Raw genomic sequence first — 21,986 nt, 5'->3', positions numbered from 1 at the left:
GCAACACGACCATGCAGCCTCCGATGAATCCGTCCGCCACGCATGACGCGAGCCCTTATCTGGCGACGTTCGCCGCGTTGCCCATGGCCGTGCAATACGCGTTCGCAATCGTCTTCGGCTTGGTCATCGGGAGCTTTCTGAGTGTGGTCGTGCATCGCTTGCCCGTGATGCTCGAACGCGCGTGGCGCGCGGAACTGGACGCGGCGCTACCCGATGCGCCCGAAGCGCCCAAGCCGCCGCCGGACGGCTATCCGGCGCGGTTCAACATCGCCGTTCCGCGTAGCGCCTGTCCGCATTGCGGCCATGTACTGCGCGCGTGGGAGAACATTCCGGTCATCAGTTATCTCGCGCTTCGCGGGCGCTGTTCCGCGTGCGGCGCGCGCGTGAGTTTGCGCTACCCGTTGATAGAGCTGACGACCGGCGCGTTCGCCGCCCTCTCGCTGTATGCGTTCGGTCCGGACTGGCCCGCGCTCGCCGCCTTCGGGCTATGCGCGACGCTGCTGGCCGCCGGCCTGATCGACTACGACACGCGCTATTTGCCGGACGTGCTCACCTTGCCGCTGCTGTGGGCGGGACTGATCGTCAACTTCGGCGACGGCGGCTTCGCGACGCTGCACGACGCGGTGGTCGGCGCCATCGCCGGCTATCTGTTCTTGTGGTCCGTGTATTGGCTCTTCAAGCTGGCGCGCGGCGTGGAAGGCATGGGCTACGGCGATTTCAAGCTGCTCGCGGCCATCGGCGCATGGCTCGGCTGGGCCGCGCTCGCGCAGGTCCTGCTGATCTCGGCGGTGGCGGGCGCGTTATTCGGTATCCTCGCGACATCGCGCGGGCGCATGCGCTTCGAGGAGCCGTTGCCCTTCGGCCCGTTTCTCGCAGCGGGCGGGGCCATCACGCTTTTTGTCGGCACGCCGCTTTATGCGCTGTTCGGATGATGAGAGGAGCAACAGATGTTCAGCATCGGATTGACGGGCGGCATCGGAAGCGGCAAGAGCACGGTCGCCGATCTCTTCGCTGCGCACGGCGTACCGCTTGTCGATACTGATCTGATCGCGCATCAGATGACCGCGCCGGGCGGCCTCGCGATGCCGCTGGTCGCGAGCGGGTTCGGTAGCGCGTTCGTCGCGCGGGACGGCTCGCTCGACCGCGCGAAGATGCGTGAACTCGTGTTCGCGGACGACACTGCCCGCGCGCGCCTCGAAGCCATTCTTCACCCGCTGATCCGCGCGGAGACCGAGCGTCAGCGGGCGGCGGCGGGTGGCGCGTATCACATCGTCGTGGTGCCGCTGCTCGTGGAATCGGGGAACTGGGCGTCGCGCGTGTCGCGTGTGCTCGTCGTCGATTGCCCTGTCGAGACGCAGATCGCGCGCGTCATGCGACGCAATGGCTTTACGCGCGAACAGGTGCTGGCGATCATCGCGAAGCAGGCGTCGCGCGAAGCACGTCTCGCTGCAGCGGACGACGCCGTGCTCAACGACGCCGCCGCTACGCTCAATTCACTGGCGCTCGACGTTGCGGCGTTGCACGCGCGTTATTTGAAACTGGCGTCGGACGAGCAAGTCTGAGCGGCGCATTGTTTGCCTGAAACATCAGGAAAAGTTCCATTTATTGCCGCGAAACGCGGCAAAAGCGCCGGAAATGTGAGCAGATTTGCTAGGGTAGGAATGCGGCATTAGAATGTCCTGACTTCCGCTCATGGAAGCAACCGACCTACGCCGAGGCGAGCGCTTGATTCTTTACGAGTATCCCTTCAACGAGCGGATTCGGACGCTGCTGCGTCTTGAAGACTTGTTCGAGCGCTTCACGTTCTTCCTGACGCAGGAAGATCCCCGGGAACATCACGTTGCGCTCACCACGCTGTTCGAGATCGCGGAAGTCGCGGGGCGCACCGACCTCAAAGCCGATCTGATGAAGGAACTGGAACGGCAGCGTCAGACGCTCGCGCCGTTTCGCGGCAATCCGGGCATCGAACAGGAAGCGCTGGAAGCCGTGCTCGGCGAAATCGAGCAAACGCTTGCCGGGCTCACCGACATGCACGGCAAGACCGGCCAGCATTTGGCCGACAACGAATGGCTCGCGAGCATTCGCAGCCGCACCATCATTCCCGGTGGAACCTGCAAGTTCGACCTGCCGTCGTACTACGCGTGGCAGCAGTTGCCCGTCGAGGAGCGGCGTCAGGATATCGCCAAATGGGTCATGCCGATGCTCGCGCTACGCGACGCCGCCGCCATCGTGCTGCGGCTCGCGCGGGAATCCGGTCAGGCGTCGAAAGTCATGGCCATGCAGGGCAGCTATCAGCAGATGCTGTCCGGCCGTACGTATCAATTGATGCAGGTGCGCGTGTCGCCCGAAGTGCGCGTCATTCCCGAAGCGAGCGCGAACAAATACATGCTGTGGGTGCGCTTCACCGTGCAGGACGGCGATCTGAAACCGCGCGCCGTCGATGTCGACGTGCCCTTTCATCTGACGCTTTGCAGTCTTTGAACCACGCGCTTCGCCCTTATATGATCGAATGTCGATCAACGCTGGCTCAATCCAAAACGTCTCACCGTCATGACCACTGTCGTCAAATGCCCGACCTGCGAGAAAGAAGTGCGCTGGGTCCCGGAAAACCGCTTCCGTCCGTTCTGCTCCGAGCGATGCAAGCAAATCGATCTCGGCGCTTGGGCGACCGAGAAGTATCGTATTTCCGGTAATTCTCAGGAAACGCCGCCGGACGACGACTCGCACGGCGGCCTCAACTAACGCGCACTATCGCTGCTCTTCCGCCGCGAGCCACTCCAGCACGGGAATCGCGGCGGGCAACAGCGGCCCGACTTCCACGGGCAGCGTCTGCCACGCGATAGCCTGCCCTTCGCGGCCGAGCGGCGTGCCACTCCACTCCGTCACCTTGCAGAAGAAAAGCCGCACGTAGGCGTGCGGATAGTCGTGCTCGAGCGTGCGCCAGAGCTTGCAGGAGGTCACGTCGATGCCGAGTTCTTCGTGCAACTCACGCCCGAGCGCCGCTTCGACGCTTTCGCCCGGTTCGAGCTTGCCGCCCGGAAATTCCCAGTAGCCCTCGTAGGGCTTACCTTCGGGGCGCTGCGCGAGCAGATAGCGGCCGCCGGGCTGCACCATCACGCCGACGGCAACTTCGGTCACCTTGCGGCCATCGGGAGCGAGATCGCCCGAAGCACTCGAAAAGTCCGAAGCGTCCGGCGCGCCGCTCATTGCTTGCGGCCCGACCAGTCGCGTGCGAATTGCCACGCCACGCGGCCCGAGCGCGATCCACGCTCCAGCGCCCAGACGAGCGCATCGCCGCGAGCGGCTTCGACTTCGCTCGCATCGCAGCCGAAATGCGTCAGCCAGTGTCCGACGATCGACAGATAGTCGTCCTGCTTGAACGGATAGAAGCTGACCCAGAGCCCGAAGCGTTCGGACAGCGAAATCTTCTCCTCGACCACTTCGCCGGGATGAATCTCGCCATCGGGCGTGTGCTTGTAGGTCTCGTTGTCGCTCATGTACTCGGGCAGCAGATGTCGGCGGTTCGAGGTCGCATAGATCAGCACGTTGTCCGACTGCGCCGCGACCGAGCCGTCCAGCGCCACTTTCAGCGCCTTATAGCCCGATTCGCCTTCTTCGAACGAAAGATCGTCGCAGAACACGATGAAACGCTCGGGCCGCGTCGAGATCAGATCGACGATATCGCCGAGGTCGTGCAGATCGTCCTTGTCGACTTCGATCAGGCGCAGGCCGTCCTTCGCGTACGCATTGAGGCACGCCTTGATGAGCGACGACTTGCCCGTGCCGCGCGCGCCCGTGAGCAGCACGTTGTTGGCCGGCAGCTTGTTGACGAACTGCCGCGTGTTCTGCTCGATGAGCGCCTTCTGGCGGTCGATGTTTTGCAGGTCGTCGAGCGCAATCTGCGAGATGGCCGGCACCGGCTGCAAGAAGCCGCGCCCTTGCCGCTTGCGCCAGCGAAACGCCACAGCCGATTCCCAGTCTATTTCCGGCGCGGCCGGCGGAAGCATCCCTTCGATGCGCGCCAGGACCGCTTCGGCGCGCGTGAGAAATTGTTCAAGTTTGTCCATGTCTCTTTCTTTACGCGCCGATCAAGCGCTTTATGAGCGGTAATCCGCGTTGATGCTCACGTAGTCGTGCGAGAGGTCGCAGGTCCAGATGGTCGCCTGCTGCTGGCCGCGGCCGAGCAACACGCGAATGGCGATCTCGCTCTTTTTCATCACGCGCTGACCGTCTTCCTCGCGGTAGTCGGGATTGCGTCCGCCCGCCTTCGCGACGAGCACGTCGTCGAGATACAGGTCGATGTTGCCGACGTCCAGATCCGTCACGCCTGCATAGCCGATGGCGGCGAGAATGCGGCCGAGATTCGGGTCCGACGCGTAGAACGCCGTCTTCACGAGCGGCGAATGACCGATGGCGTAGGCAATCTGGCGGCACTCCGCGACGTCCTTGCCGCCTTCGACCGTGATGGTCATAAACTTGGTGGCGCCTTCGCCGTCGCGCACGATCAACTGCGCGAGTTCCTGCGCCACGGATGTGACCGCGTCGCGCAACGCGGCGAAAGCGGGCGAATCCGTCGACGCGATGGCGGGCAGGCTCGACTTGCCCGACGCGATCAGGATGAACGAATCATTGGTGGACGTATCGCCATCGATGGTGATGCAGTTGAACGAGCGATCCGCCACGTGCTTCACCAGCTCGTCGAGGACCGGCTGCGCGACGGCGGCGTCGAACGCGAGGAAGCCGAGCATCGTCGCCATGTTCGGCTTGATCATGCCCGCGCCCTTGCTGATGCCGGACAGCGTGACCGTGTGGCCGTCGATCTGCACCTGACGCGACGCGGCTTTCGGCAGCGTATCGGTGGTCATGATGGCTTGCGCGGCGTCGAACCAGTGCGCGGCCTGTTGATTGGCAAGCGCCGCGGGCAGCCCCGCTTTCAATCGGTCGATGGGCAGCGGCTCCAGAATCACGCCTGTCGAGAACGGCAGGATCTGCTGCGGCTCGACGCCCGCGAGACGCGCCAGTTCCGCGCAGGTCTCGCGCGCGTGCGCCATACCCGGCTCGCCCGTGCCGGCGTTCGCGTTGCCCGTGTTCACGACCAGCGCGCGAATGCCCTTGCCGCCCGCGCGCACCCCGTCCAGATGCTCGCGGCAGACCGTCACCGGCGCCGCGCAGAAGCGGTTTTGCGTGAACACGCCCGCGACCGTCGCGCCTTCATCGACGCGAATCACGAGCACGTCCTTGCGATCCGGCTTGCGGATATTCGCTTCGGCCCAGCCTAACGTGACGCCTGAGACCGGATGAAGCGCGGCGGGATCGATCGAGGGGAAGTTGACAGCCATGTTCGCGACTCGCTGAAGGTGGCGAGTGCCGGCTCGCATTCGCCGGCACGCTGTGAAAGACTGACGCAGCCGGGAGACCGGGAACGCCGTGATACGCCGGGCGGGCAGCGCAGCCCGTACTCGGCTTTGCAAAGACAAACGACGCATTGCTGCGTCGCTTGCCTCATTTGTCGGACGGACAGTTCGTTATACGAGCTTGCCGTGACAGTTCTTGTACTTCTTGCCGCTGCCGCACGGACACGGATCGTTGCGGCCGACCTTCGGCACGTCGTCGGCGGGGCGCGTGGCGACGGTGATGTCGTCACCGCCGGCCATAGCCTGGCTGATCATCTGCGCGGCTGCCGTGGCGGCTGCTGCCGCAGGCGCGGCCGGAGCGGCCGGAGCGTTGTAGTCTGCGTGCGTGAACGACACGTTCTCGACGTGACTGCCCTTCTCTTCGTACTGCTCCGCGGCTTCTTCGAGCTGTTCAGGCGACTGAATCTGCACGTTCATCACGACGCGCGTGACTTCCTGCTTCACCGCGTCCAGCATGGCGGCGAACAGTTCGAATGCCTCGCGCTTGTATTCCTGCTTCGGGTTTTTCTGCGCATAGCCGCGCAGATGAATACCCTGACGCAGATGATCGAGCGCCGCCAGATGTTCGCGCCAGCGGCTGTCGAGCGTCTGCAGCATGATCGAACGCTCGAACGCGCTGAACGACTCGCGGCCCACGAGCGCGACCTTCGCCTCATACGCTTCGTCGGCGGCGGCGAGCACGGCTTCGCAGATTTCCTCGGCGTCGATGGAATTCGACTCGTTGATCATCTCCTGAATGGCGAGATCGAGCGACCATTCGTTGCGCAGCACTTCTTCCAGCTCGGGCGCGTCCCACTGCTCTTCGATGCTGCCCGCCGGAACGAACGTGCGCACGAGGTCGGTGATCACGCTATGACGCATGGCCGCGATCGTTTCCTGCACGTCGTTCGCTTCCAGCAGTTCGTTGCGCTGCTGATAGATGACCTTGCGCTGATCGTTCGCGACGTCGTCGTATTCGAGCAGTTGCTTGCGAATGTCAAAGTTGCGCGCTTCCACCTTGCGCTGCGCGCCTTCGATGGAACGCGTGACCATGCCCGCTTCGATCGGCTCGCCTTCCGGCATCTTCAGGCGATCCATGATGGCGCGCACGCGGTCGCCCGCGAAGATGCGCAACAGCGGATCATCCAGCGACAGATAGAAGCGCGACGAGCCCGGATCGCCCTGACGGCCTGCGCGGCCGCGCAACTGGTTGTCGATACGGCGCGACTCGTGACGCTCGGTGCCGATGATATGCAGCCCGCCCGCCGCCTTCACATGGTCGTGCAGCGCCTGCCATTCGTCGTGCAGCTTCTGGATGCGCGCGGCTTTCTCGTTCTCGGGAATCGAGAGATCCGCTTCGATGAACGACGCCTGCTTTTCAACGTTGCCGCCGAGCACGATGTCCGTGCCGCGACCCGCCATGTTCGTCGCGATGGTGACGACGCCCGGCCGGCCCGCTTCCGCGACGATTGCCGCTTCGCGTGCGTGCTGCTTCGCGTTGAGCACTTCGTGCTTGATGCCTGCTTGCATCAGCATGCCGGACAGCAGTTCGGACGCTTCGATCGACGTCGTGCCGACGAGCGTCGGCTGTCCGCGTTCGACGCAATCGCGAATATCGCGGATGACGGCGTCGTACCGTTCCTTCGATGTCTTGTAAATCTGGTCCTGCTTGTCGACGCGCTTCGGCGGACGGTTCGTCGGAATCACGACCGTTTCCAGGCCGTAGATTTCCTGGAACTCGTACGCTTCCGTGTCCGCCGTGCCGGTCATGCCGGACAGCTTGGCGTACATGCGGAAGTAGTTTTGCAGCGTGATGGAGGCGAGCGTCTGGTTCTCGGCCTGAATCTGCACGTGCTCTTTCGCCTCGACCGCCTGATGCAGACCGTCAGACCAGCGGCGGCCCGTCATCATGCGGCCGGTGAATTCGTCGACGATCACGACTTCGCCGTTCTGCACCACGTAATGCTGATCGCGATGGAAAAGCGTATGCGCGCGCAGGGCGGCATAGATATGGTGCATCAGCGTGATGTTCTGCGGCGCGTAGAGGCTCTCGCCCTCGCCGATCAAGCCCCACTCGGCCAGCAGGCGCTCTGCCTTCTCGTGGCCGGATTCCGTGAGGAACACCTGACGCGCTTTCTCGTCGAGCGTGTAGTCGCCCGGCTTTTCGACGCCCGTGCCGTCCGCCTTTTCCTCGCCGATCTGCTGTTCGAGCAGCGGCGGCAGGGCGTTCATGCGCACGTAAAGATCGGTGTGGTCTTCCGCCTGACCGGAAATGATGAGCGGCGTACGCGCTTCGTCGATCAGGATGGAGTCCACCTCGTCGACGATGGCGAAGTTGAGCGGCCGCTGCACGCGCGCGTCGGTCTCGTAGACCATGTTGTCGCGCAGATAGTCGAAGCCGAACTCGTTGTTCGTGCCGTACGTGATGTCCGCCGCGTAGGCCTGCTGCTTCTGCCCGTGTTCCATCTGCGACAGATTCACGCCGCACGACAGCCCGAGGAAGTTGTACAGGCGCGCCATCCACTCGGCGTCACGCTGCGCGAGGTAGTCGTTCACCGTCACCACATGCACGCCGCGGCCCGACAGCGCGTTCAGATATGCGGCGAGCGTGGCGACGAGCGTCTTGCCCTCGCCCGTGCGCATTTCCGCGATCTTGCCGTAGTGCAGAACCATGCCGCCGATCAACTGGACGTCGAAGTGGCGCATTTTCAGCACGCGCCGGCTCGCTTCGCGGCAGACGGCGAACGCCTCCGGAAGGATCACGTCCAGCGACTCGCCGCCCGCGACGCGCTTGCGGAACTCGTCCGTCTTCGCGCGCAACTGATCGTCCGTATATTTCTCGACGGTCGGCTCGAGGGCATTGATCGCCACAACGGTCTTTTGGTACTGCTTGACCAGCCGCTGATTGCGACTGCCAAAAATCTTCTGAAGGAAACCGGTCGTCATTGGATCAGTGTCTGCGTCGCGGCTTCGGACGGGCGCGTGTGCCAGCTGCAGCCACTGCGTCCGGGCTCGGAAAACCTCGGCGACTTAAGTCCATTGGGTGAGATTCGAATCGGGAATTTTAGCACGCGAGTCAAGTACATCTTGCGTCGGCGTGGGCCTGCGGGCGTCGGCGAGACGCGACAGTCAACGCGTTGAAAGCTTGGCCGCGCGGGCTTTCGCGGCGGGCGTCAGACAGAAGCGGACGGCAGGCGCGCGGTACAATCGAGCGGTCGCATCAGGCGTCCGCTGAGTAAAAATGAGCCGCTTTTCTACAAATTCAAGGTCCGGCCCGGGACGGTTCGATCCGCGCCGGCCGCAAGCGCTGGCCGACGTGCTCGATCGCACGGACGCGTTTCGCGCGCTGCGCGGGGGCGTCGAGCAAGTCGCGGCGTTGCAGCGCGATCTCACCGCGCTCTTGCCCGACTATCTGGCGGCGAACGTGGAGCCCGGTTTCATCAAGGATGGCGTGCTCGCGCTGTTTGCCGCGCACAACGCGCTGGCCGCGCGCTTGCGGCACATCGAGCCGCGTCTCTTGTCCGATCTCCAGCAGCGCGGCTGGGCGGTGAATTCGCTGAAAATCCGCGTGCGTCCGCAAGCGATGAAGGAAGCGCCGCCGCCGAAGCAAGCGCGCATGTCCGCGGCGGGCGCGTCCGCGCTGCACGACCTCGCCGAGACGCTCGCGCCTTCGCCGCTACGGGAAGCGCTCGCGCGCATGGCGGCGCGTCACCAGGGGCGCGGGCAAAAAAAATGAGCGGCGCTTTCGCTGCCGCTCACCTTTCCGTCCTGCTGTTTGCCGATGATCAGGCAAACGCCGTCTGCGTATCGAACGCGAAACCGCGCGGCGCTTTCTGCGTGTCCTCGAACGTGACGATTTCAAACGCCTCTTCGTTCGCGAGCAGTTCGCGCAGCAGCATGTTGTTCATCGCGTGACCACCCTTGTACGCGGTGTACGACGCGAGCAGCGGATGACCCACGACGTACAGATCGCCGATCGCGTCTAGCATCTTGTGCTTCACGAACTCGTCGTCGTAGCGCAGCCCGTCGTTGTTCAGGATGCGGTACTCGTCGAGCACGATGGCGTTGTCCATGCTGCCACCGCGCGCGAGACCCAGCTCGCGCATCATTTCCACTTCATGCGCGAAACCGAACGTGCGAGCGCGCGCAATCTCGCGCACATACGACGTGGTCGCGAAATCGACTTCCAGCGCCTGCCCGGTTTTATCGACGGCGGGATGGCGGAAATCGATGGTAAAGCTCAGTTTGAAGCCGAAATACGGTTCGAGACGCGCGAATTTATCGCCATCGCGCACTTCGACAGGCTTCTTCACCTTGATGAATTTCTTCGGCGCGTTCTGCTCTTCGATACCCGCCGACTGAATGAGAAACACGAACGAAGACGCGCTGCCGTCCATGATCGGAATTTCCTCGGCGGTCACATCGACGTACAGATTGTCGATGCCCAGGCCCGCGCACGCCGACATAAGGTGCTCGATAGTCGACACGCGCGCGCCGTCCTTCTGCAGCACGGACGCGAGCCGCGTATCGCCGATTGCCATGGCGGACGCGGGAATGTCGACCGGCTGCGGCAGGTCGATACGAGAAAACACGATGCCCGTTCCAACCGGTGCCGGGCGCAGCGTCAGATCGACCTTGCGGCCGGAATGAAGCCCGATTCCCACGGTTTTGACGACGGTCTTGATTGTTCGCTGCTTCAACATAATTTTTTTTTTCCGATAGCAATTCCCAATAAAGAGAATTAATCGTTCATTGAATTCTAATAGATCGAAGTATACTCCATTCGGAGTGAGCCGTCCCAAACGAAGTGGTATCAACTGTTTCCCCGTGTTACGCCGCGACGCAGGGACAGTCAAGTAGAACGGGCCGATGGCCGGAATGGAGGCATTTCCGGTCATCGGCCCCAAGTTGCCGCCGAATGCGAGGGCGTCTTCAAGCGTTGCGCAAAGACAACGCGACGCCGGTGCACTCAGCTCAACGTCGCCAGGATGCTGCGAGCGTCGCTGACTTCGAACTTTCCGGGCGCTTCGACAGCGAGCGTCTTGACCACGCCATTGTCGACCACCATCGCGTAACGCTGAGAACGGATTCCCATGCCACGCTCGGATAAATCCTGATCCAGTCCGAGTGCCTGAGTGAAACGCGCACTGCCGTCCGCCATCATCCTCACCTTGCCCGCGGCTTGGAGATCGCGTCCCCACGCGTTCATGACGAACGCGTCGTTGACGGAAACGCACCAGATTTCGTCGATGCCGGCGGCCCGGAATTCATCCGCCGCCTCGACATAACCCGGCACGTGTCTGGCGGAACACGTCGGCGTGAATGCGCCCGGCAATCCGAAGATCACCACGCGCTTGCCGGCCGTCCGCTCGCGCACCGCGAACCCGTTCGGTCCCACGGCACAGCCCTCGCTCGCCACTTCGATGAACTCGAAGAGACGCACATCAGGCAACGTTTCACCCACTTCGATCATGCTCGATCCTTCCCTCGTCAGTGCTCGAACATCCTTGCGATTACATCGTCCCGCAGTTCTTGCCTCGCATTCCTCGACGATTCAGGCTTCATTTGCTCGTCGGCAAATTCGTGGAGGTCGGCTGGCCACGGCCTGGCGTCTGATGCTGACGCGGCCTTGGACAGTCGCCCCACGCGAAACCTGCGTCGCCGGCTCACGCCGGGCGCGTGCCTGCGGTGGCTGCATTGCTCTTGCTAACTAGCGAGCAACGAGCACAGCGCGACTTCAGTCCGCTTGCTTGCGCAGGAACGCCGGGATGTCGTACGTATCGACGCCCTTTTCCTGCAATGCCTGCACGTGCGATGCCGCCGTTTCGCGCGACGAACGCCACACAGCCGGCGTGTCCAGCGAACCGTAATCCGTTGCCTGACCGTGCTGCGGCGCATACGTGTTGTGCGACGCGTGCGCGACCGGCTGATTGTCTGTGCCCGTGCGCAGGAGCGTCATCGGCGCTTGCTGCTGCTTCTTCGCCGCGCGGCCGAGGCCCGTTGCGACCACCGTCACGCGCAGGGCGTCGCCCATTGCGTCGTCGTACACCGCGCCAAAGATCACGGTTGCGTCGTCAGCGGCGTAGCTCTTGATGGTGTTCATCACTTCGCGCGTTTCGGAGAGACGCAGCGAACGGCTCGACGTGATGTTGACCAGCACGCCACGCGCACCCGACAGATCGACGCCTTCGAGCAGCGGGCTCGCCACCGCCTGTTCAGCCGCGAGACGCGCGCGATCGACGCCGGCGACGGTCGCCGTGCCCATCATCGCCTTGCCCTGCTCGCCCATCACGGTCTTCACGTCTTCGAAGTCGACGTTCACGAGACCATCGACGTTGATGATTTCCGCAATGCCCGCGACAGCGTTGTTCAGCACGTCATCTGCGCACTGGAAGCACTTGTCCATCTCGGCGTCGTCGCCCATCACCTCGAAGAGCTTGTCGTTCAACACGACGATCAGCGAATCGACGTGATCCTCCAGTTGCTGCGAGCCGGCTTCCGCCACGCGCATACGGCGGCCGCCTTCGAATTCGAACGGCTTGCTCACGACGCCGACCGTCAGAATGCCCATTTCCTTCGCGATCTGCGCGACCACGGGCGCAGCGCCCGTGCCCGTGCCGCCGCCCATGCCCGCGGTGATGAACACCATGTGCGCGCCGCGCAGTGCATCGGCGATACGCTCGCGCGCATCTTCAGCCGCTTCCTTGCCCTTCTCCGGCTTGGCGCCTGCGCCCAGGCCGGTCATGCCCAGCTGCAACACGTGCGGCGCGCGCGAACGTGCGAGCGCCTGTGCGTCGGTGTTCATCACGATGAAATCGACGCCCTGCACACCCCGGTTGATCATGTGCTGAACGGCATTGCCGCCCGCACCACCAACTCCGACCACCTTGATGATCGTTCCGTTGGTTTCCGTTTCCAGCATTTCGAAATCCATGTTGCCTCCGTCAAGAATGAAGATCGGCGTTATCCGGAGAGAGATCGGGCAACCTCTCGCCGCGCGCTAGCCGCCGGTACCGGCGCGAATTATATTCATTACTTAAATACGTTTGTTTCGTACTGCTCTGTTCCGCGCAAGCTTCAGAAGTTTCCGAGGAACCAGTCTTTCATTCGTGTGAGCACTTGCCCCATCGATCCGTTCTGCACTGCGACCTTGCGTCCGCGCATACGCTGCGAGCGTCCTTCGGCGAGCAGGCCCATGGCGGTCGAATAGCGCGGGTTGCGCACGACGTCCGCGAGACCGCCTGCGTACTCCGGCACGCCGATGCGCACCGGTTTCAGAAAGATGTCTTCGCCGAGTTCGACCATGCCGGGCATCATCGCCGCGCCGCCGGTCAGCACCACGCCGCTCGACAGCAGCTCTTCGTAGCCGGATTCGCGCACGACCTGCTGCACGAGCGAGAACAGCTCTTCGACGCGCGGCTCGACCACCGCGGCCAGCGCCTGACGCGACAGCGTGCGCGGACCGCGTTCGCCGAGACCCGGCACTTCGATCATCTCGTCGGGGTCCGCGAGCGCCTGCTTGGCGATGCCGTACGTCACCTTGATGTCTTCCGCGTCGGGCGTCGGCGTGCGCAGCGCCATCGCGACGTCGCTCGTGATCTGATCGCCCGCGATCGGAATCACCGCCGTATGACGAATCGCGCCTTCGCTGAAAATGGCGATGTCGGTGGTGCCGCCGCCGATATCGACGAGCACGACGCCCAGTTCCTTTTCGTCCTCGGTCAGCACCGCGAGCGACGACGCAAGCGGCTGCAGGATGAGGTCATTCACTTCGAGCCCGCAGCGGCGCACGCACTTCACGATGTTTTGCGCCGCGCTCACCGCGCCCGTGACGATATGCACCTTCACTTCGAGGCGAATGCCGCTCATGCCGATCGGCTCGCGCACGTCTTCCTGACCGTCGATGATGAATTCCTGCGTCAGGATGTGCAGCACCTGCTGATCGGTCGGAATGTTGATCGCCTTGGCCGTTTCGATCACGCGAGCGACGTCCGTCTGCGTGACTTCCTTGTCCTTGATCGCGACCATGCCGCTCGAATTGAAGCTGCGAATGTGGCTGCCCGCGATGCCGGTGAAGACGTTCGTGATCTTGCAGTCCGCCATCAGCTCGGCTTCTTCAAGCGCGCGCTGAATGGATTGCACCGTTGCCTCGATGTTGACCACGACGCCTTTCTTCAACCCCTTCGAGTCGCTCTGACCGAGTCCGATCACCTCGTAGTGGCCTTCGCCCTTCAGTTCGGCGACGATCGCGACCACCTTCGACGTTCCGATGTCGAGGGAAACCAGCAGGTCTTTGTAGTCTTTGCTCATAGCGTGCTCATGCCTGTGATGTCTGCTTACTTCTTGGCCTTGTCGGTGTCGTTGATGAAGCGCATGCCGGCGGCGCGTATCGCGAAGCCGTTGGGGTACCTCAAATCCGCATATTCGATCTCCTTGCCCCACCGCCCCGTCACCGATGCCCACGACGCGACGAAACGCTTGCAGCGGTCATACAGCGTGTCCTGATTGCGCTCGCGGCCCAGTTCGATCTGCGTGCCGTTCGAGAGCTTCACGGTCCACGCGAAACGCGGCGAGAGCGTGACTTCCTCCGGCTGCGCGTCGAGCGGCGCAAACCATTTCTGGAAGTCGCGATACCGCGCGACCACTTCCTTCGCCGTGCCGTCGGGACCGTCGAACGCGGGCAGATCGTCGTCGAGCTCACCCTGATTCGCGGTGAATAGCTCGCCGTCCACGCTCACCAGCTGGTCGCTGCCCCACGTGCCGAGCGGCTTGTACTCTTCCAGCGTCACCGCGATCGCGTTCGGCCACACGCGGCGCACGCTCGCTCGGCGCACCCACGGCATTTGTTCGAACGCGGTCCGCGCGGTGTCGAGATCGACGGTGAAGAAGTTGCCCTTCAGGTGTCCTACGACGCTCGCCCGCACCGTCGGCGAATTGATGTGCGAGGTGTCGCCGTCGATCTGAATCTCGCGCAGCCGGAACTCGGGACGCTGGATCGCATAGACGCCCGCCGCGCACAGCAGCATCAGCACGAGCATGGCGTGCAGCGCGCTGGCGGCAAGATTCATCTGGCGAACGTTGTTCCACATGTTTGCGCTTCGTCAGTTCTTGAGGGTGAGGGACAGCACCTTCACAACGAGGTCCTTGTAGCTGATGCCGACCGCACGCGCCGCTTTGGGCGGCAGCGAGTGATCCGTCATGCCCGGCGCCGTGTTCACTTCGAGGAAGTACGGGTTGCCGTCGGCGTCCAGCATGAAATCGGCGCGGCCCCAGTCCGTGCAGCCGAGCATGTCGAACGCGCGCTGCGTCAGTTGCTTCATGCGCGCTTCTTCAGCGTCCGTCAGGCCGCACGGAATCAGATACTTCGTGTCGTCGGCGACGTACTTCGCGTGATAGTCGTAGAACTCGCCCGCCGGAATGATCTTGATGACCGGCAGATCGAGATCGCCCGCGATGCAGCACGTGTACTCACCGCCGCCCTCGATGCTCTTCTCCACGATTACGATCTTGTCGAACTTGGCGGCTTCTTCCAGCGCCGGCGCAAGCCGTTCTGCGCTCTTCACTTTGATGACCGCGACGCTCGACCCTTCGCTCGCCGGCTTAACGAAAAGCGGCAGCCCCAGCTTCGCGATGATCTCCTGCGCGCGCTCGGCATAGTCGTCGCCGCGATAGACGGTTTCGAACGGCGGCGTCGGAATGCCGGTCTGCTGCCACACGAGCTTGGTGCGCAGCTTGTCCATGCCGAGCGCCGAGCCGAGCACGCCGCTGCCCGTATAGCGAATGCCGTAGAAGTCCAGCGCGCCTTGCAACTGGCCGTTCTCGCCATAGCCGCCGTGCAGCGCGATGAACGCGCGCTCGAAGCCTTCCGCCTTCAGATCCGACAGCGGGCGCTCGGCGGGATCGAACGGATGCGCGTCGACGCCCGCGTCGCGCAGCCCTTCCAGCACGAGGCGGCCCGAATTGAGCGAGACTTCGCGCTCGGCGGAATTCCCGCCGAGAAGCACCGCCACTTTGCCGAAGACCTTCGGATCGATGTTGTTCACTGTGTTGCTCATGACGTCGTTTGTTGCTGTCTTCACTGCGGCTGGCACTGCGCGAGCCGCCCGCATACACCGCCGATAGAGCCCGCGCCCATCGTGATCACCACGTCGCCGTTGCGCGCGAGCGTCGTCACGGCGTCCGGCACTTCATCCACCGTTTCGACGAATACCGGTTCCACCTTGCCCGCCACGCGGATCGCGCGTGCGAGCGCGCGGCCGTCGGCGGCGACGATCGGCGCTTCGCCTGCGGCATACACATCGGTCAGAACAAGTGCGTCCACGGTGGAGAGCACCTTCACGAAATCTTCGAAACAGTCGCGCGTGCGCGTGTAGCGATGCGGTTGGAACGCGAGCACGAGACGCCGGTCCGGAAACGCGCCGCGCGCCGCCGCGATGGTCGCGGCCATTTCCACCGGGTGATGCCCGTAGTCGTCGATCAGCGTGTACGCGCCTTCGTTGTCGTTCGTCTTCACGTCGCCGTAACGTTGGAAGCGCCGGCCGACACCGTTGAATTCGGCGAGCGCCCTCTGGATATCGGCATCGGCCACTTCGAGTTCAGTCGCAATCGCGATGGCCGCGAGCGCGTTCTGCACGTTATGCAGGCCCGGCAGGTTCAGCACGATGTCGAGCGGCGGCGCATCTTCGCGCAGCGTCGTGAAGTGCATGCGGCCGTCGCGCGCCTCTACGTTGACCGCGCGCACCTGCGCTTCGGCGCCGATGCCATAACGGATGATCGGCTTCGACACGAACGGCAGGATCTCGCGCACGTTCGGATCGTCGACGCACAGCACCGCGATGCCGTAGAACGGCAGCCGATGCGTGAATTCGATGAACGCCTGCTTGAGCCGCGCGAAGTCGTGGCCGTAGGTGTCCATGTGATCGGCGTCGATGTTCGTGATGACTTCGATCACCGGGAACAGATTGAGGAACGACGCATCCGATTCATCGGCTTCGGCGACGATGAAATCGCCCGTGCCGAGCCGCGCGTTCGCGCCCGCGCTGATAAGACGCCCGCCGATCACGAACGTTGGATCGAGCCCGCCCGCGGCCAGCACGCTCGCGACGAGCGACGTTGTCGTGGTCTTGCCGTGCGTGCCGGCAATGGCGATGCCCTGCTTCAGCCGCATGAGTTCCGCGAGCATGACGGCGCGCGGCACGATCGGCACGCGCCGATGACGCGCCGCCAGCACTTCGGGATTGTCGGGACGCACGGCCGTCGACACGACGACCGCATTCGCGCCTTCGATGTTCTGCTCGTGATGGCCGATCTCGACGCGCGCGCCCAGCGCCTTCAGCCGCTCGGTGACGGCGTTCTTCGAGAGGTCCGAGCCGCTGACCTGATAGCCGAGGTTCAGCAGCACTTCCGCGATGCCGCTCATCCCTGCTCCGCCGATGCCGACGAAGTGAATGTGCTTGACGATGTGTTTCATGACTTAATGTGCCTCCCGAGCTTGGCGGGTAAGACGCGCGCCGGCGACGTCGGCGCACACGGCCGCGACCCGTTCGGTCGCGTCCGGTTTCGCCAGAGCGCGTGAGCGCGCGGCCATCTCCGCCAGCGTGTCGCGCGTCTGCGCACGCAACCAGCCGGCGAGCTTTTCCGCCGACAAATCGCGTTGTTGTATCAATTCCGCTGCGCCGTTCTTCGCGAGGAACGCGCCGTTGGTCGTCTGGTGATCGTCGACGGCGAACGGGAACGGCACGAAGAGCGCGGCCACGCCGACCGCTGCGATCTCGGAAACCGTCATCGCGCCCGAGCGGCAAATCACGAGATCGGCGGATGCGTAAGCGCTCGCCATGTCCTCGATGAACGGCACGAGTTGCAAGTCTTCGCCGCGCGAGAGACCGGCCGCCGCGTAATTCGCCTGCAATGCTTCGATATGCTTCGCGCCCGCCTGATGCACGATGCGCGGGCGCTCTTCCGGCGACAGCAGCGCAAGCGCTTTCGGCACCGTTTCGTTGAGCGCAGCCGCGCCCAGACTTCCGCCGACGACGAGCACGTTCAGCTTGCCTGTGCGCGATGCGTAGCGTTCTTTGGGCGGCAATGTCGACGTAAGTTCCGCGCGAATCGGATTGCCGGTCCATTCCGCATTCGGCAGAGCATTGGGAAACGCGACGAGCACGCGCTTCGCGACATGCGCGAGCACCTTGTTCGCGAGACCCGCGATGGAGTTCTGTTCGTGCAGCACGAGCGGGCAGCCCGCTAGCTTCGTCATGATGCCCGCCGGAAACGTGATGTAGCCGCCCATGCCGAGCACCACGTCAGGCTTTACCTGACGCAGCACGCGCAGGCTTTGCGAGCACGCGCGCATGAGGTTCACCGGCAGCATCAGCTTCGTCTTGATGCCCTTGCCGCGCACGCCGCCGAAGCGCACGCATTCCATCGGGATGCCGTGCTTGGGGACGAGCGTCGCTTCCATGCCGCTCGCATTGCCGAGCCAGACGACGCGCCAGCCGCGCGCCTGCATCCAGTGCGCGACCGCGAGCCCCGGAAACACGTGGCCGCCGGTGCCGCCCGCCATGACCATCAGCGTGGGCTGTTGCGCGGTCATACCTTGCCTCCGCGCATGAGCACGCGATTTTCGTAATCGACGCGCAGCAGCACCGCGAGCGCGACGCAGTTCAGCAAAATGCCCGAGCCGCCGTAACTGACGAGCGGCAGCGTCAAGCCCTTGGTCGGCAAAAGGCCGAGATTCACGCCCATGTTGATGAACGTCTGCGCGCCGAACCAGATGCCGACGCCCTTGGCCATCAGACCTGCGAACGTGCGATCCAGCGCTAGTGCCTGACGGCCGATTTCGAACGCGCGGCGCACGATCCAGTAGAACAGCAGAATCACGCAGATCACGCCGACGAAACCCAGTTCCTCGCCGATCACCGCGAGAATGAAGTCGGTGTGCGCTTCCGGCAGATAGTTGAGCTTTTCGACGCTGCCCCCGAGACCGACGCCGAACCACTCGCCGCGCCCGAACGCGATCAGCGAGTGCGTCAGCTGATACGCCTTGCCCTGCGCGTAGCGGTCGTCCCACGGATCGAGATAAGCGAAGATCCGCTCCCGACGCCACGGCGAGAGCCACACGAGCATCGTGAACGTGCCGACCGCCGTGAGCACCAGACCGCCGAAGAGCTTGCCGTTCACGCCGCCGAGGAACAGCACGCCCATTGCAATGGCGGCGATCACCATGAACGCGCCCATGTCCGGTTCGAGCAGCAAGAGCGCGCCGACCGCGCCGACCGCCACGGCCATCGGCAAGAAGCCCTTGCCGAAACTGTGCATGAACTCTTGCTTGCGCACCGTGTAGTTCGCGGCGTAGATCGTGACCGCGAGCTTCATGATTTCGGACGGCTGCATGTTCGTGATGCCGAGCGGAATCCAGCGGCGCGCGCCGTTCACGCCCTTGCCGATATGCGGAATCAGCACGATGACGAGCATCACGAGCGCGACGAGAAAGAGCTTCGGCGCGAGCTTGTCCCAGGCCTTCACCGGAATCTTGAACGCTATTACCGCGCCGACCAGCGCCGTCGCGACGGAAACGAGGTGCCGCACGAGGAAGTGATAGTCGCGGTACTGCGCGTACTTCGGCGAATCCGGCATGGCGATGGACGCCGAATACACCATCACGATGCCGAGACCGAGCAGCGCGATCGTCACCCACAAGAGCGAATGATCGTAGTCGAGCATGCGCGAGCGCGCGGGACGCACGCCGTTGACGGCGCTCGAAATGCCGCCCGAACGCCCGGCGAGCGAATCGTTCGGAACCGCGTTGCGCTGTCCGGTGATTTTTGATCCAAAGCGGTCCGACCAGCTCATAGCATCACTCCCCGCGCGGCGGCGATATCTTCGACCGCGCTGCGAAACACGTCAGCGCGGTGTGCGTAGTTCTTGAACATGTCGAGGCTCGCGCACGCGGGCGAAAGCAACACGGCGTCGCCCGGTTCGGCGATGCGCGATGCAGCGTCGGTCGCGGCTTCGAGCGTGGCGTGATCTTCGAGCGCGACGCCGGTGGATGCGAGCGTCTCGCGAATGCGCGGCGCGTCGCGGCCGATCAGCATCACGGCACGCGCCCAGCGCGCGACCGGCGCTTCAAGCGGCGAGAAGTCCTGACCTTTGCCGTCGCCGCCTGCAATCAGCACGACGCGTTGCGCGAGGCCATCGAGCGCGGCGACCGTCGCGCCGACGTTCGTGCCCTTGCTGTCGTCCACATAATCGACGCCGTCGATCTGCGCGATCACTTCCACGCGATGCGGTTCGCCTCGATACTCGCGCAAGCCGTGCAACAGCGCGGCGAGCGGCAAGTCGATCGCGCGGGCGAGCGCGAGCGCGGCGAGCGCATTGGCCGCGTTGTGCAGGCCGCGAATGCGCAGTGCGTCGGCGGGCATCAGCCGCTTTGCAACGACGTTCGGCGCGGCGACGTCCTGCTTGCGGCGGCGCGACGGCGCGGGTTCGTCGGCGGCGTCGCGGTCGATGCCTTGCGCGAGCCACGCGATGCCGTTGTCGCGCAACAGGCCGTAGTCGCCGACCTTCGACGGCTCATCCAGCCCGAACGTCACCACGCGGTCCTGCGCGATATTCGCGGCGAGCGCCATCGTGCGGGCGTCGTCGCGATTCAACACGCGCACCGTGCGCGGACCGAAGATGCGGCCCTTCGCGGCGGCGTAGGCGTCCAGGCCGCCGTGCCAGTCGAGATGATCCTGCGTGATGTTGAGCACGGCGGCAGCATCGGGCGTGAAGCTGTGCGAAGTCTCCAGTTGGAAGCTGGAGAGCTCGAGCACCCAGACGTCCGGCAGCGCGGTTTGATCGATGGCTTCAGCCAGCTTGTCGAGCATCGCGGGGCTAATGTTGCCCGCGACCGCCACGCGCTTGCCCGCGCGTTCGCACAAAAGACCGGTGAGCGCGGTGGTCGTCGTCTTGCCGTTGGTGCCGGTGATCGCGAGCACCTTCGGCTCATAACCGTTGACGGCGAGCCCGGCGAGCGCCTGCGCGAACAGTTCGAGTTCGCCCCACACCGGAATGCCGCGCTCCTTCGCCGCCGCGATCAGCGGCGCGAGGTCCGGCGCGAGCGGCGAAAGTCCGGGGCTGATAGCCAGCAGTTCGATGCCGCCGTCCAGCAGGTCGGTCGTGAACGCGCCGCCGACGAACTCGGCGTCGATGTTGTGAATCACGAGCTCGGAGAGATTCGGCGGGTTCTCGCGCGTATCGGCGATCCGCAGCCGGCACCCGTGCCTGGCGCACCAGCGCGCCATAGCGAGGCCGGATTCACCGAGCCCCAGCACGAGCACCATCGGACTTTGCCGACCGGAAAACTTCTCGCCAAACATCGCTTTACCCTTTCCTGAAACCTTAGAAACCGCGGACGTGCACGATCAACGCAACTTGAGCGTCGACAAGCCGAAGAGACACAACATCAACGTGATGATCCAGAAGCGCACCACCACTTGCGTTTCCGTCCAGCCGGACAGTTCGTAGTGGTGATGGAGCGGCGCCATCTTGAAGAAGCGCCGGCCTTCGCCGTAACGGCGCTTCGTGAACTTGAACCAGAAGACTTGCAGCATGACGGAGAGCGTTTCCGCCACGAAAATGCCGCCCATGATGAACAGCACGATTTCCTGCCGCACGATCACCGCGATGGTGCCGAGCGCGCCGCCGAGCGCGAGCGCGCCGACATCGCCCATGAAGACTTGCGCGGGGTGCGTGTTGTACCAGAGGAACGCGAGGCCCGCGCCGCCCATCGCGGAGCAGAAGATCAGCAGTTCCCCCGCGCCGGGAATGTGCGGAAAGAGCAGATACTTCGAATACACGGAGCTGCCCATCACATACGCGAACGCGCCGAGCGATGCGCCCACCAGCACGACCGGCATGATGACGAGACCGTCGAGGCCATCGGTGAGATTCACCGCATTGCTCGACCCGACGATCACGAAGTACGTCATCGCGATGAAGCCCCACACGCCGAGCGGATACGTGATCGACTTGAGGAACGGCAGCATGAGGTCCGCGCGCGCGGGCAGCCCCATCGATAGGCCGCTGCGCACCCACGCCATGAAGAGATCGAACACGCGCGTGTTGCTGGCCTCCGACACGCTGAACGCGAGATACACGGCCGCGAACAGGCCGATGACCGACTGCCAGAAATACTTCTCGCGCGACGACATGCCGCGCGGGTCCTTATGCACCACCTTGCGATAGTCGTCCACCCAGCCGATCACGCCATAGCCGAACGTGACGAGCATGACGATCCACACGAAGCGGTTCGTGAGATCCGCCCAGAGAAGCGTGGAAACCGCGATGCCCATGAGAATCAGCACGCCGCCCATCGTCGGCGTGCCCGACTTGACGAGGTGCGTTTGCGGGCCGTCCTTGCGCACCGCCTGACCGACTTTCATCGCGGTCAGCTTGCGGATAACCCACGGGCCGCAGACGAGACCGATCAAAAGCGCCGTCGCGGTGGCGCCCACCGCGCGGAACGTGATGTAGGTGAACACGCGCATGAAGCTGGCGTCATTCTGAAGCCATTGCGCGAGTGCGAGTAGCATGCTGGTCCTTCTCTTTCTGTGA

Annotated in this window: 20 protein-coding genes; 5 read left to right on the top strand and 15 right to left on the bottom strand. The window is 63.9% G+C overall.

Annotation, left to right across the window (positions count from 1 at the left end; translation table 11 throughout):
- Positions 1 to 23 precede the first annotated feature (23 nt).
- The 4 genes from P9239_RS06600 to P9239_RS06585 all read left to right on the top strand — a co-directional run bounded on the left by P9239_RS06600 (position 24) and on the right by P9239_RS06585 (position 2,742).
- On the top strand, positions 24 to 932 hold the full coding sequence (locus P9239_RS06600; protein WP_404980070.1) for a prepilin peptidase: 909 nt from the start codon (positions 24 to 26) through the stop codon (positions 930 to 932).
- A 15-nt stretch (positions 933 to 947) separates the two neighbouring features.
- Positions 948 to 1,562, top strand: a complete 615-nt coding sequence (gene coaE / locus P9239_RS06595) for a dephospho-CoA kinase (protein WP_309749726.1) — start codon at positions 948 to 950, stop codon at positions 1,560 to 1,562.
- Between the two features lie 163 nt (positions 1,563 to 1,725).
- On the top strand, positions 1,726 to 2,481 hold the full coding sequence (gene zapD, locus P9239_RS06590; protein ID WP_309749725.1) for a cell division protein ZapD: 756 nt from the start codon (positions 1,726 to 1,728) through the stop codon (positions 2,479 to 2,481).
- Between the two features lie 69 nt (positions 2,482 to 2,550).
- The gene (locus P9239_RS06585) at positions 2,551 to 2,742 is read left to right on the top strand and encodes a DNA gyrase inhibitor YacG (RefSeq protein WP_309749724.1); all 192 of its coding nucleotides are present in this window, start codon (positions 2,551 to 2,553) and stop codon (positions 2,740 to 2,742) included.
- A gap of 6 nt (positions 2,743 to 2,748) precedes the next feature.
- On the opposite strand, the gene P9239_RS06580 is transcribed toward P9239_RS06585, so the two are convergent.
- The 4 genes from P9239_RS06580 to secA form a co-directional block, all read right to left on the bottom strand.
- Positions 2,749 to 3,207: an NUDIX domain-containing protein gene (locus P9239_RS06580; protein ID WP_309749723.1), complete on the bottom strand. Its 459-nt coding sequence runs from the start codon at positions 3,205 to 3,207 to the stop codon at positions 2,749 to 2,751.
- Entirely contained in the window at positions 3,204 to 4,067 is an 864-nt protein-coding gene (locus P9239_RS06575; RefSeq protein WP_309749722.1) for an ATP-binding protein, read from the bottom strand. Before P9239_RS06575 ends, P9239_RS06580 begins: the two co-directional genes overlap by 4 nt.
- Positions 4,068 to 4,097: 30 nt before the next feature.
- A complete protein-coding gene (gene argJ, locus P9239_RS06570; RefSeq protein ID WP_309749721.1) occupies positions 4,098 to 5,339 on the bottom strand; it encodes a bifunctional glutamate N-acetyltransferase/amino-acid acetyltransferase ArgJ in 1,242 nt (413 codons plus the stop codon).
- Between the two features lie 186 nt (positions 5,340 to 5,525).
- A complete protein-coding gene (gene secA / locus P9239_RS06565; protein ID WP_309749720.1) occupies positions 5,526 to 8,339 on the bottom strand; it encodes a preprotein translocase subunit SecA in 2,814 nt (937 codons plus the stop codon).
- A 295-nt stretch (positions 8,340 to 8,634) separates the two neighbouring features.
- Here secA and P9239_RS06560 point away from each other — a divergent pair, with 295 nt between their 5' ends.
- On the top strand, positions 8,635 to 9,129 hold the full coding sequence (locus tag P9239_RS06560) for a DUF721 domain-containing protein (RefSeq protein WP_309749719.1): 495 nt from the start codon (positions 8,635 to 8,637) through the stop codon (positions 9,127 to 9,129).
- Between the two features lie 49 nt (positions 9,130 to 9,178).
- On the opposite strand, the gene lpxC is transcribed toward P9239_RS06560, so the two are convergent.
- From lpxC to mraY, 11 genes are all read right to left on the bottom strand, one after another.
- The gene (lpxC, locus tag P9239_RS06555; protein ID WP_175945173.1) at positions 9,179 to 10,096 is read right to left on the bottom strand and encodes a UDP-3-O-acyl-N-acetylglucosamine deacetylase; all 918 of its coding nucleotides are present in this window, start codon (positions 10,094 to 10,096) and stop codon (positions 9,179 to 9,181) included.
- 266 nt (positions 10,097 to 10,362) lie between these two features.
- Positions 10,363 to 10,866 carry a peroxiredoxin gene (locus P9239_RS06550; RefSeq protein WP_309749718.1) on the bottom strand — a complete coding sequence of 168 codons (504 nt, stop codon included), beginning with the start codon at positions 10,864 to 10,866 and terminating at the stop codon, positions 10,363 to 10,365.
- A gap of 264 nt (positions 10,867 to 11,130) precedes the next feature.
- On the bottom strand, positions 11,131 to 12,327 hold the full coding sequence (gene ftsZ, locus P9239_RS06545; RefSeq protein WP_309749717.1) for a cell division protein FtsZ: 1,197 nt from the start codon (positions 12,325 to 12,327) through the stop codon (positions 11,131 to 11,133).
- A gap of 143 nt (positions 12,328 to 12,470) precedes the next feature.
- The gene (gene ftsA, locus P9239_RS06540; protein ID WP_159837031.1) at positions 12,471 to 13,703 is read right to left on the bottom strand and encodes a cell division protein FtsA; all 1,233 of its coding nucleotides are present in this window, start codon (positions 13,701 to 13,703) and stop codon (positions 12,471 to 12,473) included.
- Between the two features lie 26 nt (positions 13,704 to 13,729).
- Entirely contained in the window at positions 13,730 to 14,482 is a 753-nt protein-coding gene (locus tag P9239_RS06535; RefSeq protein WP_309749716.1) for a cell division protein FtsQ/DivIB, read from the bottom strand.
- A gap of 12 nt (positions 14,483 to 14,494) precedes the next feature.
- On the bottom strand, positions 14,495 to 15,436 hold the full coding sequence (locus P9239_RS06530; RefSeq protein ID WP_309753917.1) for a D-alanine--D-alanine ligase: 942 nt from the start codon (positions 15,434 to 15,436) through the stop codon (positions 14,495 to 14,497).
- Positions 15,437 to 15,468: 32 nt separating this feature from the next.
- Positions 15,469 to 16,863, bottom strand: a complete 1,395-nt coding sequence (gene murC / locus P9239_RS06525) for a UDP-N-acetylmuramate--L-alanine ligase (RefSeq protein ID WP_309749715.1) — start codon at positions 16,861 to 16,863, stop codon at positions 15,469 to 15,471.
- A 3-nt stretch (positions 16,864 to 16,866) separates the two neighbouring features.
- A complete protein-coding gene (murG, locus tag P9239_RS06520; RefSeq protein WP_309749714.1) occupies positions 16,867 to 17,982 on the bottom strand; it encodes an undecaprenyldiphospho-muramoylpentapeptide beta-N-acetylglucosaminyltransferase in 1,116 nt (371 codons plus the stop codon).
- A complete protein-coding gene (gene ftsW, locus P9239_RS06515) occupies positions 17,979 to 19,241 on the bottom strand; it encodes a putative lipid II flippase FtsW (RefSeq protein ID WP_309749713.1) in 1,263 nt (420 codons plus the stop codon). Before ftsW ends, murG begins: the two co-directional genes overlap by 4 nt.
- Entirely contained in the window at positions 19,238 to 20,749 is a 1,512-nt protein-coding gene (gene murD / locus P9239_RS06510; RefSeq protein ID WP_309749712.1) for a UDP-N-acetylmuramoyl-L-alanine--D-glutamate ligase, read from the bottom strand. Before murD ends, ftsW begins: the two co-directional genes overlap by 4 nt.
- A 45-nt stretch (positions 20,750 to 20,794) precedes the next feature.
- Positions 20,795 to 21,964, bottom strand: a complete 1,170-nt coding sequence (gene mraY, locus P9239_RS06505) for a phospho-N-acetylmuramoyl-pentapeptide-transferase (protein ID WP_159837037.1) — start codon at positions 21,962 to 21,964, stop codon at positions 20,795 to 20,797.
- Between the last annotated feature and the right edge of the window lie 22 nt (positions 21,965 to 21,986).

It is taken from the genome of Caballeronia sp. LZ062 (assembly GCF_031450785.1).
Classification (GTDB): Bacteria; Pseudomonadota; Gammaproteobacteria; order Burkholderiales; family Burkholderiaceae; genus Caballeronia.
The sequence above is the reverse complement of the archived record's forward strand: the minus strand, read 5'-3'. Positions and strand labels throughout refer to the sequence as shown.